Source organism: Nocardioides sp. NBC_00850, from assembly GCF_045207335.1.
GTDB lineage: Bacteria > Actinomycetota > Actinomycetes > Propionibacteriales > Nocardioidaceae > Nocardioides.
This window is the reverse complement of sequence record NZ_CP108845.1, coordinates 5,224,931-5,239,713: the sequence shown is the minus strand read 5'-3', so window position 1 is coordinate 5,239,713 and position 14,783 is coordinate 5,224,931. Positions and strand designations below refer to the sequence as shown.

13 protein-coding genes and 3 tRNA genes are annotated in these 14,783 nt (G+C 70.0%); 7 read left to right on the top strand and 9 right to left on the bottom strand.

Annotation, left to right across the window (positions count from 1 at the left end; all coding sequences use genetic code 11):
• Positions 1–4: 4 nt before the first annotated feature.
• The 3 genes from OH802_RS25370 to OH802_RS25360 all read right to left on the bottom strand — a co-directional run bounded on the left by OH802_RS25370 (position 5) and on the right by OH802_RS25360 (position 2,669).
• On the bottom strand, positions 5–613 hold the full coding sequence (locus OH802_RS25370; protein WP_406023182.1) for a pentapeptide repeat-containing protein: 609 nt from the start codon (positions 611–613) through the stop codon (positions 5–7).
• A 44-nt stretch (positions 614–657) separates the two neighbouring features.
• Complete coding sequence (locus OH802_RS25365) at positions 658–1,746, bottom strand: alpha/beta fold hydrolase (RefSeq protein WP_406023181.1); 1,089 nt, start codon at positions 1,744–1,746, stop codon at positions 658–660.
• A 68-nt stretch (positions 1,747–1,814) separates the two neighbouring features.
• Entirely contained in the window at positions 1,815–2,669 is an 855-nt protein-coding gene (locus OH802_RS25360; protein WP_406023180.1) for a 3-methyladenine DNA glycosylase, read from the bottom strand.
• Positions 2,670–2,730: 61 nt separating this feature from the next.
• Between OH802_RS25360 and OH802_RS25355 the strand changes: the two genes are divergently transcribed.
• The 6 genes from OH802_RS25355 to OH802_RS25330 all read left to right on the top strand — a co-directional run bounded on the left by OH802_RS25355 (position 2,731) and on the right by OH802_RS25330 (position 6,621).
• A complete protein-coding gene (locus tag OH802_RS25355) occupies positions 2,731–3,543 on the top strand; it encodes a fumarylacetoacetate hydrolase family protein (RefSeq protein ID WP_378837259.1) in 813 nt (270 codons plus the stop codon).
• Positions 3,544–3,593: 50 nt separating this feature from the next.
• Entirely contained in the window at positions 3,594–5,084 is a 1,491-nt protein-coding gene (gene gltX, locus OH802_RS25350) for a glutamate--tRNA ligase (RefSeq protein WP_406029409.1), read from the top strand.
• Positions 5,085–5,103: 19 nt separating this feature from the next.
• Complete coding sequence (locus tag OH802_RS25345) at positions 5,104–6,072, top strand: CPBP family intramembrane glutamic endopeptidase (RefSeq protein ID WP_406023179.1); 969 nt, start codon at positions 5,104–5,106, stop codon at positions 6,070–6,072.
• A 103-nt stretch (positions 6,073–6,175) separates the two neighbouring features.
• A tRNA-Gln gene (locus OH802_RS25340) sits at positions 6,176–6,247 on the top strand.
• Between the two features lie 63 nt (positions 6,248–6,310).
• Positions 6,311–6,383, top strand: a tRNA-Glu gene (locus tag OH802_RS25335).
• Positions 6,384–6,548: 165 nt separating this feature from the next.
• A tRNA-Glu gene (locus tag OH802_RS25330) sits at positions 6,549–6,621 on the top strand.
• A 21-nt stretch (positions 6,622–6,642) separates the two neighbouring features.
• Here OH802_RS25330 and OH802_RS25325 read toward each other — a convergent pair.
• On the bottom strand, positions 6,643–7,182 hold the full coding sequence (locus OH802_RS25325) for an arsinothricin resistance N-acetyltransferase ArsN1 family B (RefSeq protein WP_406023178.1): 540 nt from the start codon (positions 7,180–7,182) through the stop codon (positions 6,643–6,645).
• Between the two features lie 18 nt (positions 7,183–7,200).
• Here OH802_RS25325 and OH802_RS25320 point away from each other — a divergent pair, with 18 nt between their 5' ends.
• Positions 7,201–7,773 carry a helix-turn-helix domain-containing protein gene (locus OH802_RS25320; RefSeq protein ID WP_406023177.1) on the top strand — a complete coding sequence of 191 codons (573 nt, stop codon included), beginning with the start codon at positions 7,201–7,203 and terminating at the stop codon, positions 7,771–7,773.
• Between the two features lies 1 nt (position 7,774).
• On the opposite strand, the gene hutI is transcribed toward OH802_RS25320, so the two are convergent.
• The 5 genes from hutI to hutH form a co-directional block, all read right to left on the bottom strand.
• A complete protein-coding gene (gene hutI, locus OH802_RS25315) occupies positions 7,775–8,920 on the bottom strand; it encodes an imidazolonepropionase (RefSeq protein WP_406023176.1) in 1,146 nt (381 codons plus the stop codon).
• Positions 8,917–10,212 carry a formimidoylglutamate deiminase gene (locus tag OH802_RS25310; RefSeq protein ID WP_406023175.1) on the bottom strand — a complete coding sequence of 432 codons (1,296 nt, stop codon included), beginning with the start codon at positions 10,210–10,212 and terminating at the stop codon, positions 8,917–8,919. The genes hutI and OH802_RS25310 overlap by 4 nt, the downstream gene beginning before the upstream one ends.
• Positions 10,209–11,432 carry an allantoate amidohydrolase gene (locus OH802_RS25305; protein WP_406023174.1) on the bottom strand — a complete coding sequence of 408 codons (1,224 nt, stop codon included), beginning with the start codon at positions 11,430–11,432 and terminating at the stop codon, positions 10,209–10,211. Before OH802_RS25305 ends, OH802_RS25310 begins: the two co-directional genes overlap by 4 nt.
• Before the next feature lie 130 nt (positions 11,433–11,562).
• Complete coding sequence (gene hutU, locus OH802_RS25300; protein ID WP_406023173.1) at positions 11,563–13,218, bottom strand: urocanate hydratase; 1,656 nt, start codon at positions 13,216–13,218, stop codon at positions 11,563–11,565.
• A gap of 8 nt (positions 13,219–13,226) precedes the next feature.
• Complete coding sequence (gene hutH / locus OH802_RS25295) at positions 13,227–14,774, bottom strand: histidine ammonia-lyase (protein ID WP_406029407.1); 1,548 nt, start codon at positions 14,772–14,774, stop codon at positions 13,227–13,229.
• Positions 14,775–14,783: the final 9 nt, after the last annotated feature.

Below are 14,783 nucleotides of genomic sequence, written 5' to 3'. Positions count from 1 at the left end.
GTGGTCACGCCGTCTCGACCTCCGCGCCGTGCTGCTCGGCCAGCATCACGGCGCCGGCGAGGTCGAGCCGGGTGCCGCGCAGCGATGCAACGGTGAGGTCGACGTGGTCGAGTCCAGCGCCGCGGAGATCGGCCCCGTGCAGCTTTGTTTCCTGGAGCGTGGCTCCGTCCAGCCGGGTGTCTCGCAGGACCGCGTCGGTGAGGTCGGCCAGCGACAGGTCGGCGTCGCGCAGGTCCAGCGCGGACAGATCGAGCCGAGCGAGGTTCGCGCCGCGCAGCGAGACACCGCGCCAGATCCCGCCGGTGACCTTCAGTGGCCGCAGGGTGCAGTTCGAGAACTCGCTCCCGCTGAGCTTGCAGCCTTCGAACGTCGAGTCGAAGAAGTTCGTACGCCGGAAGTCACAGCCGACGAACGCCGAGCCGACGTGGGTCGAGGCGTTGAACCGGCCGCCGTGGAACGTGCAGTTCTCGAAGAGCGCCGCCGAGGTCGTCGCCTCGGTCAGGTCGACATCGGTGAAGACGCAGTCGACGAACCTCGCCCCGGTGAGGTCGGCTGCGTACCAGTCCTCGTTGCGGAAGTGCTCTTCGGTCGCCTCGGCGGGTGGGTTCGGCATGGCGCACACCCTGCCACCCGCCACCGACACTCAGACGGTCCGGCTCAGTCGTGCTGGGTGAACCACTCGTCGAGGAGGGGCCAGGTGTTGTCCCGGGCGGCGCGGCCGGTGAGCAGGCCGAGATGGCCGCCGGGGACGATCTCGAAGCGGAGCTCCTCGGCGCCGGTGAGCAGGTCGACCAGCGGACGGACCGAGGCGACGGGACCGATGCCGTCGTTGGCGCCGGCGACGACGAGCGTGGGCTGCTTGACGTCGCGCAGGTAGACGGAGTGCTCGTCACTGAGGTCGATCTGCCCGCTGAACAGCGCGTTGGTGCGGAAGAAGTGGTGGTAGAGCTGCCCGAACGTACGCCCCGGGTAGGCGATGATGTTGTCGGTGAACCGGTCGACCGCCTCGAGCTGGGCGAGGAACTCGCGGTCGGCCAGGTTGGACAGCTTCGCGACCGGCTTGGTGAACATCTTGTCGACCGAGGAGATCTGAAAAGCCCACCTGACCAGCGGCTTCGGAGCGCCTCCGAAGGCCTGGTAGGCAGTGGTGACCAGGTTGCCCGGCGGCAGGTTGAGCAGCGGCCGCAGCGGCGCGATCAACGGCACCTGACGTACGTCGCAGGGCGAGCCGAGCACCGCCAGCGAGGCGATCGGGAGGTCGGGGGCGTCCGCGGCGGCGAGCATCGTGAAGATCCCGCCCAGCGACCAGCCGACCACGTGCACCGGCCGCCCACCCGCGTGCTCGGAGACCGACCGGATCGCCTCCGGTACGACGTGCGCGATCCAGTGCTCGATGCCGAGGCTGCGGTCGGCGAAGTTCACCTCGCCGTACTCGACCAGATAGGTCGGCCGGTTCGTCCCCACCAGGTGCTCGACGACCGAACAGCCGCGCCGCAGGTCGTAGCAGATCGCCGGTGCTGCCAGCGGCGTCACCAGCAGTACCGGGTCACCCTCCGGCGTCGTCCCTGCGACGGGTCGGTAGTGGTAGAGCTCGCGTCGGTTGCCGTCGTCGATCAACGTACGCGGCATCGGCCGAAGGTCGGCGAGCCCGCCGTAGAGCAGCGAGTGCGCGACGTTCCCCGCGGCGGCGCCGACCGTGGTGGCGATCGAGGCGGCAGCTTGTCGGGGGTGGGGGAGGATGGCCATTGTGGGCTTAACGTAACCCGTCCTTCGAGGTCACGGCGGGAGCACGCTCGCACCGTGTGTGACGTCCGTTACGCCTCGATGAGCCGCTCGCACTCGGCGATCAGGCGCTCGCGGAGCGGGGCGGCCCGATCGGCGAAGGCGCGCTGGGCAGCGGCGTACTCCTGCTTCCCGGCGGCCGTCTCGATGCGGATCGGGTCGAGGTCGAGCTCGGCGAGGTCGTACGGAGCGGCCTTCATGTCCATCGTGCGGATGTCCCAGGCGAGCTCGAAGCAGTCGGCGATGAGGTCGGAGGAGACCAGCGGCGAGAGCCGGAAGGCGTGCTTGTAGAGGTCCATGTTGCCGTGCAGACAGCCCGGCTGCTCGAAGGCCGCCCGGTCGTCGGATCGCGGCGTGAGGGTGTTGAGCGGCGCCGCGGGCGGGGTGAAGAAGCGGTACGCGTCGAAGTGGCTGCAGGCGATGCGGTGGGACTCGACCACGCGGTCGGTGCCGGTGGTTCCGAGCCGCAGGGGCCAGTCGGCGTGGCGTACCTGCTCCGGGGTCAACTGGTAGACCATCGCCCACTCGTGGAGGCCGAAGCAGCCGAAGTTGGCCTCGCGGGAGGCGGTGGCACGCAGGAGCTTCAGCAGGGTCTCGACCAGCAGGCGCTTGTCGGCGAGGAAGTCGGGAGAGACGGTGCCGCCGGCATAACCGCGCAACGAGGAGTACTCCGCAGCGTCCGACAGCCTCACCCCGAACCCAGGGTGCCAGCGCAGCAGTTGGGCGGGCCGGTAGGAGTAGTAGGTGAAGAGGAAGTCGTTGACCGGGTGCTTGACCCGGGCGCCGCGGCGGGCGAGATGCGGCTCGACATAGGGCGTCAGGCGCGAGCGGTGAGCGGCCGCGCGAGCGGTCCACTCCGAACGCGACAGCACCTCCACGACGTACAAGCCTACGAAGGCGTTGCATAGTGAAGTGAATCGTGGCGACGGGTCCGGATAGGCTCAGCACGTGCGCATCGCCAGATTCACGACCAAGGGTGGCGAGCCCCAGTTCGGCGTCGTCATGGGGGACCTCGACGGCTACGGCCAGCTCAGCGAGGACGCGACCGTCGTCGCGCTCCAGGGCGACCCGCTGTTCTCGGGTGTCAACATCACCGACCAGGTCCACAAGTTCGAAGACGTCAAGCTGCTCGCGCCGGTCATCCCGCGCAGCAAGGTGGTCGCGGTCGCCCGTAACTACGCCAAGCACGCCGCTGAGCTCGGCAACGAGGTGCCGGAGGAGCCGCTCTTCTTCATCAAGCCCAACACCGCGGTCTGCGGCCCCGGTGACGCGATCCAGCGACCGAGCAACGTAGAGGACCTCCACTTCGAGGGCGAGCTCGCGATCGTGATCGGCCGGATCTGCCGCGACGTCCCGGTGGAGAAGGTGAAGGACGTCATCTACGGGATGACGGTCGCCAACGACGTCACCGCGCGCGACATCCAGCGGCGGCTCAAGCACTTCTCCCAGGCGAAGGGCTACGACACCTTCTGCCCGCTCGGCCCCTGGATCGAGACCGACGTCGAGCCGGAGCAGCTCGCTGCCGGCGTACGCATCCAGACCTTCCTCAACGGTGACGTCGTCCAGGACGGGTCCACGAAGGACCTCGTCCACGACATCCCGAAGCTGATCGCCCACATCAGCAGCGTCATGACGCTGCTGCCGGGCGATGTGATCCTCACCGGCACCCCCGAGGGTGTCGGCCCCATGGAGCCCGGCGACGAGATCGAGATCTTCGTCGAGGGGCTCGGAGCTCTGACCAACAAGGTGGCACAGCGTTGACTGACAACGGGTTGAACAACACACTCGAGCCGAAGGACTACCGCGTCCGGATGGCACCCTCGCCGACCGGCTCGCCCCACGTCGGCCTGGTCCGTACCGCCCTGTTCAACTGGGCCTTCGCCCGCCACCACGGCGGCACCTTCGTCTTCCGCATCGAGGACACCGACAAGGCGCGCAACACCCAGGAGTCCTACGACGGGCTCATCGACCTGATGCGCTGGCTCGGCCTCGACTGGGACGAGGGCGTCGAGGTCGGCGGCCCCTACGGCCCCTACCGCCAGTCGGAGCGCTCGGAGATCTACGCCGACGCGCTCGGCCGGCTGCGCGCCTCCTCCCACGTCTACGAGTGCTACTGCACCGGCGAGGAGACCACCGCCCGCTACGAGCAGCGCCTGGCCGCCTACAAGGCCGCGAAGGCGGAGGGGATCAAGGGCGAGGCCCCGGCCCAGGGCTACGACAACCACTGCCGTGACCTGAGCGAGGACCAGATCAAGGCGTACGAGGCCGAGGGCCGTTCCTCGGTCCCGCGGTTCCGCATGCCCGACGGCTCGATCACCTTCAACGACCTCGTCCGCGGCGAGGTGACCTTCGAGACCAAGCACGTCCCCGACTACGCGCTCGCGCGTGCCAACGGCGACCCGCTCTACACGCTCACCGCGCCGGTCGACGACGCCACCATGAACATCACCCACGTCTTCCGCGGCGAGGACCTGCTGTCCTCGACCCCTCGGCAGATCGCGCTCTTCGACGCGTTCGTCGAGGTCGGCCTGGCCGAGCGGGCTCCCGAGTTCGGCCACCTGCCGTACGTCATGGGCCAGGGCAACAAGAAGCTCTCCAAGCGCGACCCGGAGGCGCACGCGCTGAAGTACCGCGAGGAGGGGTTCCTGCCCGAGGGGCTGCTCAACTACGTGGCGCTGCTCGGCTGGGCGATCGCGGCCGACCGCGACATCTTCACCATGGAGGAGATGGTCGAGGCCTTCGAGATCCACGACGTGGTCAAGAACCCGGCCCGCTTCGACGTCAAGAAGGCGGAGGCGATCAACGCCTCCCACATGCGGCTGCTGCCGGTCGAGGACATCACCCACCGGGTGATTCCCTACCTCAAGGCCGACGGGATCATCAGCGACCCGGTCAACGATGCCGACGCGCAGATGCTCGAGGCCGCGATGCCGCTGGTCGCCGAGCGGATCAACAAGCTCGGCGAGGCCTCCGACATGCTGCGGTTCCTCTTCGTCCCTGAGGCCGACTTCGCGCTCGACAAGGAGGACGCCGCCAAGCTGCTCGACGAGGAGGGCCTGGGTGTCGTCCGGGCTTCGTACGAGGCTCTCATGGGGCTCCACGCGTGGTCGACCGCCGAGATCCAGGACGCGCTGACCGCGGCCCTGATCGACGGTCTCGGGCTCAAGCCGCGCAAGGCCTACGGCCCGGTGCGCGTCGCGGTGACGGGCAAGCGGATCAGCCCGCCACTGTTCGAATCCATGGAGCTGCTCGGTCGGGAGCGTACGCTGGGGCGCCTGAAGGCGGTTCTCGGGAGGAGCTGAGCGTGGCGGGACGGGCAGGATGAGCACGGTCGTGGAGCCGCCCTCTGGACTGGCGTACTACCAGGTACAGCGAAGCGGGCGCAGTGGCTGGGGGCGACCCCTGATCGGACTCATCCTGATCGGACTGTGTGTCTTCTTCGTCTCGCCGGCGGTGGTGCTGGCCGCGTTCGAGGTCTTCTTCGTGCTCGCCGGCGACGACGTCTCCAACGGGATGGTCCGTGTGGCCGATGTGGAGAACGTCACGCCGGAGTCGCTGGCGTTCCTGCTGCTGTCTCTGGCCGGAGCGATCCCGGCGGCCATGCTGCTGTGCTGGGCGCTGCACGGGCTGCGACCGGGGTGGCTGGCCTCGGTGGAACGACGGATCCGCTGGCGATGGCTGCTGCAGTGCCTCGGGATCGCGGCGATCACGATGGTGGTCACCGTCGTCATCGCCTCCCGGCTGCCGATCCCGGGAGAGGACCTCGGTGCCAGCACCCTCAACCCCTGGACGAGCACGATGCGCGACTTCGTGCTCGTGATCGTGCTCCTCACCCCGCTGCAGGCGGCGGGGGAGGAATACCTCTTCCGCGGCTACATCTTCCAGACCTTCGGATCGCTCTTCGGCGGGATGCTGGGCGCCCGGACGGTCTCGGTGACGATCACCGCGCTGCTCTTCGCCTTCGCCCACGGGTCCCAGGACCTGCCGCTGTTCCTGGACCGGTTCGCCTTCGGCATCGTCGCCGGCATCTGCGTGATCGCCACCGGCGGCATCGAGGCCGGCATCGCGATGCATGTCCTCAACAACTTCGTCAGCCTCGGCATGGCCGTGGCCTTCGGCGACATCTCGACGGTGCTCAACACCAGCGAGGGTTCGTGGTGGCGGATCCCGGTCACCCTGGTCCAGTCGGGCGTCTTCCTGGCGCTCACCGTGTGGGCTGCGCGGTCAGCCGGCCTCTCGACGACGACGAAGAGCCCGGGATCGGGCCCGGCGGGCGTGCCGATTTCGTAGCCTGGGGCCCTCGCCGGTAATGTTTCCTCTCGGTTCGAGGGAGAAATCCCGAGGGCCGGATCGCTCTTGTTGGCGGCCTCTCAGGCTAAGTCAACCAAGACGATGGGCTATGGTGTAATTGGCAACACGACTGGTTCTGGTCCAGTTATTCTAGGTTCGAGTCCTAGTAGCCCAGCGGATCCTCTCTGGAGGATTTGGGAGTGACCGAAGCGGTTCGCTAAGGTTTCACCCGCTGCAAGCCCCCGTCGTCTAGCGGCCTAGGACGTCGCCCTCTCACGGCGGTAACGCCGGTTCAAATCCGGTCGGGGGTACAACGCAGGAAGAGCCCCGAGTCACTGACTCGGGGCTCTTCGCCATTTCTGCTGTGGGTGTGGTTGTGGCTGTTGCTGGAGGGGCTCCCGATGTGGGGGATCGCGAGGTCATCCGGTAATGTTTCTCCTGCCCGCGAGGCCGAAAGGTCATCGCAGGAGGTGCAAGCCCCCGTCGTCTAGCGGCCTAGGACGTCGCCCTCTCACGGCGGTAACGCCGGTTCAAATCCGGTCGGGGGTACAACGCACGGGAAGCCCCGAGTCACTGACTCGGGGCTTCTTGGTTCTCCGGGTCCAAGTCGAGCTGCATCCAGGTGACGTCGTGCCAGGCGTCGAACTTCCAGCCGATCTTTCTGTACGTCCCCACCTCCGTGAAACCGAAGGAACGATGGATCCCGAGGCTGGCCTCGTTCGGGATGGCGATCCCGGCGAGCGCGCGGTGGAAGCCGCGCTCCTTCAAGTATGGGAAGAGGGCTGCGTACAGGGCCTTGCCGGCGCCGTTGCCGCGCCGGTCGCGGTCGAGGTAGATGGACACGTCGCAGGCCCAGCGGTAGGCGGCGCGGGTGCGGTGCTGGGTGGCGTACGCATAGCCGAGCACCTCCGGCCCGGCCTCGCCCTCGGTCTCCAGGACGAGCCAGGCATGCTCGGCCAGGGACGACTCGATGCGACGCGCCATCTCCTCGGCCGTCGGTGGCTCGGTCTCGAAGGAGATGACGGTGTCGCGGACGTACGGCTCGTAGATCGCCGCGCAGGCGGCGGCATCCGCGGGCGTCGCGCGGCGGATGGTCCAGGCAGGAGGCATGTCTCCTATAGTAGTCACGTGGATGACGATAGTGACAAGTTCGGTGAGGCTCTGGCGTCCAACATCAGGTCGGCGCGGGAGTCGCTCGGGATGACCGTCGCGGGGCTCGCGGAGGCGTCCGGGGTCTCCCGGGCGATGATCTCGAAGATCGAGCGGGGCGAGGCACAGCCGACCGCGGTCCTGCTCACCCGGCTCTCCGGGGCGCTGGCGCTGACCCTGTCCGAGCTGATCGCGCGGGCCGAAGGGGATGCCGTGCGCGTGGCCCGGCGCTCGGAGCAGACCGAGTGGACGGACCCTGAGACCGGCTACGTACGCCGCGCCGTCTCGCCGCCCGCGCGCGGGATCCTGGAGCTGGTCGAGGTTGAGTTCCCGGCCGGTGCGTCGGTGGCCTCGCCGGCCTCGGCGTACCACTTCAAGGAGCAGCAGATCTGGGTGCTCTCGGGGCACCTGCGGTTCGTCGAGGGGGACCTCGTCCACGAGCTCGACGCGGGTGACTGCCTGCAGCTGGGGCCGCCCGCCGACTGCGTCTTCGTCAACCCGACCGACGAACCGTGCCGCTACCTGGTCGCGATCGGCAAGCGGCGCGGGTGAGTCAGACCGGGTTGCCGCTGCTCCAGACCTTGTGGGTGAGGGGAACCCCGGGGCGGTAGGCCAGATGCCTGGCGGAGGGGGCGTCGAGCGCCTGCAGATCGGCGCGGCCGCCTTCGCTGATCCGTCCCGCCGAGTTGTCGAGGCCGAGCGCGGTGGCGCCACCGACCGTCGCCGCCCAGAGTGCCTCCTCGAAGGTCAGGCGCTGCTGGAGGACGGCGGTGGCGACGCAGAACCCCATCGAGGTCGTGAAGGACGAACCGGGGTTGCAGTTGGAGGCGATCGCGATCGTGACGCCGGCGTCGACCAGCTCGCGCGCCGGGGGGAAGGGCTCGCGGGTGGAGAGGTCGCAGGCAGGAAGGAGCGTGGCCACGGTGTCCGACCCGGCGAGCGCATCGACGTCCGTCGGGCTCAGGTGGTTGCAGTGGTCGACGCTCCTCGCGCCCATCTCGACGGCTAGCCGTACGCCGCCGGACTCGCCGAGCTGGTTGCCATGGAGCTTGACGCCGAGCCCCGCAGCGCGGCCCGCCTCGAGGATCTCGCGGGACTCCTCGACGTCGAAGGCGCCCTGCTCGCAGAAGACGTCGATGTAGGTCGCGTAGGGCGCGACGGCGGCGAGCATCGGGCCGGTCACGAGGTCGATGTAGGCGCGACGGTCCACGCCCGCGGGGACGACGTGAGCGCCGAGGTAGGTGACCACCTCGGCGTGCTCGGCGCTGATCCGGGCCAGGCGCTGCTCGGTCTCGACGTCGAGGCCGTAGCCGGTCTTGGCCTCGATCGTCGTGGTGCCGCCGCGGTATGCCTCCGCGCGCAGCCAGCGCGCCCGGGCGCGGAGGTCGTCGTCGGTGGCGGCGCGAGTGGCTTCGACGGTACGCATGATCCCGCCGGCCTCGTAGGGCCGGCCGGCCATCCGGTCGATGAACTCCTCGGCGCGGTCGCCCATCGAGACCAGGTGGGTGTGCGAGTCGACCCAGCCCGGGAGCACCGCGCGACCGTCGAGGTCGTCCCGCGTGTCGGCTGCCGGGGCGCGATCGGCGGGACCGATCCACGCGATCCGGCCATCGTCGATCACCACGGCGGCGTCGCGGAGGGTGCCGTGCTCCTCGGTGTGCGTGGTCAGCTCGCCGATGTTGGTCAACAACTCGCTCATCCGAGCTCCTTCAACGCTTCTGTGAACATGGCGGCCGGGTCGCGACCGTCCGCCAGACGACCGTCCTCGGCCACCACGCGCCCGCCGACCACGACGCGACGTACGTCGGCGGCGGTCGCCACCAGGGCGAGCTGGTCGAGGGCGGCTCCGGCGGTGCGTACCGAATCGGGGGCGATCTCCACCAGGTCGGCGCAGGCTCCGATCCGGAGGCCGCCCGGGAGGCCGGCGGCGGCGTAGCCGGAGCCGGCGCGGGCGGTCTCGAGGTCGGTGGGGGAGAAGCGTCCGCGCTGCCGGCTGCGGAGTCGTTCGCCGGCCTCCAGGCCGCGCACCTCGAGCCAGGGGTCGATGACGGCGTTCTGGTCGGATCCGAGCGCGATGCGCACGCCTGCGTCGGCGAGCTCGCGGGCGGGTCCGATGCCGTCGCCGAGGTCGGCCTCGGTGGTCGGGCACATCACCACCCCGGCACCGGAGCCGGCGATCAGGGTGATGTCGGCGTCGGTCAGGTGTGTGGCGTGGACCAGCCAGGTGCGCGGGGAGAGGGCGCCGGCGTCGGCGAGGACCTGCGTGGGCGTCCGTCCATACGTCGCGAGCGACTGCTCGTTCTCCGCTGGCTGCTCGGAGACGTGAACGTGGAGGGGCACCTCGGCGGGCAACCGCTCGGCGACCAGCGCGATGTCGTCGGGGGAGACGGCGCGTACCGAGTGGATGGCCGCGCCGACGGCGTGCGTCTGATGGAGCCGCTGCCAACGCTCGAGCCAGGCCTCGGCGGTGCCGTCTCCGAAACGGCTCTGCTCGGGGAGGAGCGGCCTGCCCGGGGCGCTGGTCAGGTAGAGGGTGTCGAGGAGGGTCAACCTGATGCCGACGCTGCTCGCGGCACTGGTGAGCGCGGCGCCGAACGCGTTGGGGTCCTCGTAGGGCGTCCCGTCGGGGCGGTGGTGGACGTAGTGGAACTCCGCGACGGTGGTCCAGCCGGTCACCAGCATCTCGGCGAAGACGGCCTCGGCCAGGCGCTGGTAGGAGCCGGGGGTGAGGCGGTCGGCGACGGCGTACATCTGCTCGCGCCAGCGCCAGAAGTCTCCACCCTGGTCGTGCGTACGGCCGCGCAGCGCGCGGTGGAACGCGTGGGAGTGGGCGTTACCGGAGCCGGCGAGCACGGTGTCGAGGCGGAGGTCGGCGGACTCCGGGCTCTCGCCCGAGGTGATCGCGGTGATCCGGCCTTCCGCGACCTCGATCACGACGTCGGTGAGCTCGCGGCCCTCGACCAGCGCCCGCTCGGCATGGATCCGGGTCATCCGCGGGGCTCGCTCGCCAGCAGCCGGACGACCTCGGTCAGCGCCCTCGCGCCGGCGCGGCAGTCCTCGTCGGTGGCGGTCTCGTAGGGAGAGTGGGAGACGCCGGTGGGGTTGCGGGTGAAGAGCATCGCGGTGGGGATCTCGGCGGCGAGGATGCCGGCGTCGTGGCCGGCGCCGGTGGCGAGCACCGGAACCCCGCCCAGTGCACCGACCAGGCGTTGTTGCAGGTCAGAGTCGAAATGGACGGTCGAGACGTAGGACTCTTCGGTCACCTCGAGTGTGCAACCGTGCTCCTCGGCGGCCGCGTGGGACGCCGTCAGGATCTCCTCGAGAAGGGCTCGGGTCTGCGGGTCGGTGTCGCCGCGTACGTCGAGCCAGGCATCCACCCGGGAGGCGATGACGTTGGTGCCGCCCGGGATAGGAGTGAGGCGGCCGATCGTGGCCCGGGCGGAGTCGGCCCCGTCGTGGGCCGACGCGATGCGCTGGGCGGCCAGGACCGCGGCAGCCATCGCGGCGACCGGGTCGCGACGGTCCCGCATCCGGGTCGCCCCGGCGTGGTTGCCCTCACCGGAGAAGACCAGCTTCCAGCGGCCGTGGGCCAGGATCGAGGAGGCCACCGCGACCGGCGCGTCCAGGTCCGCGAGCCCGATGCCCTGCTCCACGTGGAGCTCGACGAACGCCGCCAGGCTCGCCAGCCGCTCCTCGTCGCGGCCCAGCCCGGCCGGGTCGATGCCGTCGGCACGGCAGGCCTCGGCGTACGTCACCCCGGCTTCGTCGGTGAGCGCGGCCACCGTCGCGCCGGGAAGTGCGCCGGTCATCAGCTTCGAGCCCAGGCACGCGATGCCGAACCGCGAGCCCTCCTCCTCGCCGAACGCGGCGATCGTCACCGGCCGAGCAGGCGCGAAGCCCTCCTCCATCAGCGCCGAGACCGCGGCCAGGGAGGAGGCGACCCCGAGCGGGCCGTCGTAGGCGCCCCCGCCCGGCACCGAGTCGAGGTGGGAGCCGATAGCGATTGCCCCGCCCCCGCGGCCCCAATAGGCCCAGATGTTGCCGTTGCGGTCGGTCTCGACCTCGAGGCCGAGGTCTGCGGACGTACGCCGGAACCACTCGCGCAGCTGCAGCTCTGCCGGCTCGTAGACGTGTCGGGAGTAGCCGCCGCGAACGGGGTCGCGGCCGATTTCGGCGATCTCACGGAGCAGCTCTACGACATCCAAGCTCACGGTCTTCCTCTACTTCTGTTGCCGAGTCGGCTCATCCTGACGATCCCTGCTGCCGAGTCGGCTCGTCATGACGAGCCGACTCGGCGGGGGTTGTGCTCAGGATGCGCCGACTCGGCGAGGCGAACATTGGTCAGGCGTCGAGCATCGGGACGTTGAGTCCCCGCTCACGAGCGACATCACGCGCGTGCTCGTAGCCGGCGTCGACGTGGCGCATGACGCCCGTGCCCGGGTCATTGGTCAGGACCCGCTCGATCTTCTCCGCGGCGAGCGGAGTGCCGTCGGCGACGCAGACCTGGCCGGCGTGGATGGAGCGGCCGATGCCGACGCCGCCGCCGTGGTGGATGCTCACCCAGCTCGCGCCGGAGGCGGTGTTGAGCAGCGCGTTGAGCAGCGGCCAGTCGGCGATCGCGTCGGACCCGTCCTTCATCGCCTCGGTCTCGCGGTAGGGCGAGGCCACGGAGCCGGAGTCGAGGTGGTCGCGACCGATCACGACCGGCGCCGAGAGCTCCCCGGAGGCGACCATCTCGTTGAACTTCAGCCCGGCGAGGTGACGCTCCTTGTAGCCCAGCCAGCAGATCCGCGCCGGCAGGCCCTCGAAGTGCACCTTCTCGCCCGCCTGGGTGATCCAGCGCTTGAGGCCCTCGTTCTCGGGGAAGAGCTCGACGATCGCCCGGTCGGTCTTGGCGATGTCCTCGGGGTCACCCGAGAGCGCCGCCCAGCGGAACGGGCCCAGACCCTCCTCGAAGAGTGGTCGGATGTAGGCGGGGACGAAGCCGGGGAAGGCGAACGCGTTCGCGAACCCGCCCAGACGGGCTCCCTCGCGCAGCGAGTTGCCGTAGTCGAACACCTCGGCATCACGAGCCATGAAACCGACCATCGCCTCGACGTGCTTGGCCATCGAGGCCTGCGCCTTCTCCGTGAAGTCGTCGGGATCCTCCGCGGCCCGCGCGGCCCACTCCTCGACCGTGTATTCCAGCGGGAGGTAGGAGAGCGGGTCGTGCGCCGAGGTCTGGTCGGTGACGATGTCGATCTCGACCTCGCGCGCCAGGATCTCCGGGAAGACCGCGGCACAGTTGCCGACGAGGCCGATGGAGCGCGGCGTACGCGACTTCTTGGCCTCCTCGGCCTGGGCCAGGGCGTCATCGAGCGACGACGCGACGGTGTCCATGTAGCCGTGGTCGACACGGCGCTGGAGGCGGGCCGCGTCGACGTCGACGACGATCACGACGCCCTCGTTGAGCGTGACCGCGAGCGGCTGGGCGCCACCCATGCCACCGGCGCCGCCGGTCAGCGTGAGCGTCCCGGCCAACGACCCACCGAAGCGCTTGCGCGCGATGGCGGCGAAGCACTCGTAGGTGCCCTGCAGGATGCCCTGGGTGCCGATGTAGATCCAGGAACCGGCAGTCATCTGGCCGTACATGGTCAGGCCGAGCGACTCCAGCCGCCGGAACTCCGGCCAGGTCGCCCAGTCGCCGACGAGGTTGGAGTTGGCGATCAGGACCCGGGGTGCCCACTCGTGGGTGCGGAAGACGCCGACCGGCTTGCCGGACTGCACCAGCAGCGTCTCGTCGGCCTCGAGCTCGTCGAGGGTGCGGACGATGGCGTCGTACGCCTCCCAGGACCGCGCGGCGCGGCCGGTGCCGCCGTAGACGACCAGGTCGTCGGGGCGTTCGGCCACGTCCGGGTCGAGGTTGTTCATCAGCATGCGCTTGGCGGCCTCGGTCTGCCAGTTCTTGGCGGTGATCTCGGGGCCGTGCGGTGCGCGGACAGTGCGTGGTTCGCTCATGTCGCTCATCACATCACTGAAGCGAGCGAGCGCGCACGCGAAAGAAGGGTGCCGTCGGCGACGAGGCCGACGACCGACTTGATGTCCGGGGACAGGAACCGGTCCGGGCCTGGGGCGGGGACCAGCTTGCGGATCTCCTCGACCAGCGCGGCGCCCACCGGCCCGGGACGCTCGGGGGCGCGCATGTCGATCGCTCGGGCGGCGGTGAGGATCTCGATGGCGACGACCTGCTGCGCCCCGGTGATCGCTCGGCGGAGCTTGCGGGCGGCGTTCCAGCCCATGGAGACGTGGTCCTCCTGCATCGCGGAGGTGGGGATGGAGTCGACCGACGCCGGAACGGCGAGCCGCTTGAGGTCGGAGACGATGCCGGCCTGTGTGTACTGCGCGATCATGTGCCCGGAGTCGACGCCGGGGTCGTGAGCGAGGAACGGCGGCAGCCCGTGGTTGCGCGACTTGTCGAGGAAGCGGTCGGTGCGGCGCTCGGAGATCGAGGCGAGGTCGGCGGTGGCGATGGCCAGGAAGTCGAGTACGTAGCCGATCGGCGCCCCGTGGAAGTTGCCGTTGGACTCGACCCGGCCGTCGAGCGTGACCACCGGGTTGTCGACGGCGCTGGCGAGCTCGGTCTCGGCCACCCGGGCGGCGTGGGCCATGGTGTCGCGCACCGCGCCGTGGACCTGGGGCGCGCAGCGCAGCGAGTAGGCGTCCTGCACCCGGGTGAACCCGGTGCCGCGGTGGTCGGCGACGATGCCGCTGCCCGCGAGGACGGCACGGATGTTGGCTGCCGAGGTCGCCTGGCCGGCGTGCGGGCGCAGGGCCTGGAGGTCCTCGGCGAAGACGCTGTCGGTGCCCTGGAGGCCCTCGATGCTGAGCGCGCCGGCGATATCGGCGGTGGCGACCAGATCATCGAGGTCGGCGAGGGCCAGGACGAGCATCGCCAGCATCCCGTCGGTGCCGTTGATCAGCGCCAGTCCCTCCTTCTCGCGCAGCCGCACCGGGGTGATCCCGGCGGCCGCCAGCGCGTCGGCGCCGGAGACGAGGTCGCCGTCGGCGTTGCGTACGTCTCCTTCGCCCATCGCCGCGAGCGCGCAGTGCGCCAGCGGGGCCAGGTCGCCGGAGCAGCCGAGCGAGCCGTACTCACCGATCACCGGCGTGATCTGGGCGTTCAGGAGCGCGGCGTAGGTCTGGGCGACCTCGGGGCGCACACCGGTCCGCCCGGTGGCGAGGGTCGAGAGGCGCAGCAGCATGAGGCCGCGTACGACCTCCTTCTCGATCTCGGCGCCCGACGAGGCCGCGTGCGAGCGGACCAGCGAGGCCTGCAGTTGCGCGCGGTGCTCGGGCGGGATCGAGGTGTTGGCCAGGGCGCCGAAACCGGTCGAGATGCCGTAGTGGGGCCGGGTGTCGTGAGCCAGCGACTCGATGAGCTCGCGGCTCGTGGCCATCGCGGTCAGCGACTCGTCGGTGAGGGTGATGGGGGTGTTGTGACGGGCGACGGCGACTACCTGATCGAAGGTGAGGGCACCGACCCCGACGGGAACCGTGGTGTAGGTCATGACCAGAGTGGATCA

What these genes read in the sequence shown, in the direction of transcription:
- OH802_RS25370 (WP_406023182.1), bottom strand. Translation starts at nt 613, where the DNA reads ATGCCGAACCCACCCGCCGAGGCGACCGAAGAGCACTTCCGCAACGAG.
- OH802_RS25365 (WP_406023181.1), bottom strand. Translation starts at nt 1,746, where the DNA reads ATGGCCATCCTCCCCCACCCCCGACAAGCTGCCGCCTCGATCGCCACC.
- gltX (WP_406029409.1), top strand. Translation starts at nt 3,594, where the DNA reads ATGGCACCCTCGCCGACCGGCTCGCCCCACGTCGGCCTGGTCCGTACC.
- OH802_RS25345 (WP_406023179.1), top strand. Translation starts at nt 5,104, where the DNA reads ATGAGCACGGTCGTGGAGCCGCCCTCTGGACTGGCGTACTACCAGGTA.
- OH802_RS25325 (WP_406023178.1), bottom strand. Translation starts at nt 7,182, where the DNA reads ATGCCTCCTGCCTGGACCATCCGCCGCGCGACGCCCGCGGATGCCGCC.
- hutI (WP_406023176.1), bottom strand. Translation starts at nt 8,920, where the DNA reads ATGAGCGAGTTGTTGACCAACATCGGCGAGCTGACCACGCACACCGAG.
- OH802_RS25310 (WP_406023175.1), bottom strand. Translation starts at nt 10,212, where the DNA reads ATGACCCGGATCCATGCCGAGCGGGCGCTGGTCGAGGGCCGCGAGCTC.
- hutU (WP_406023173.1), bottom strand. Translation starts at nt 13,218, where the DNA reads ATGAGCGAACCACGCACTGTCCGCGCACCGCACGGCCCCGAGATCACC.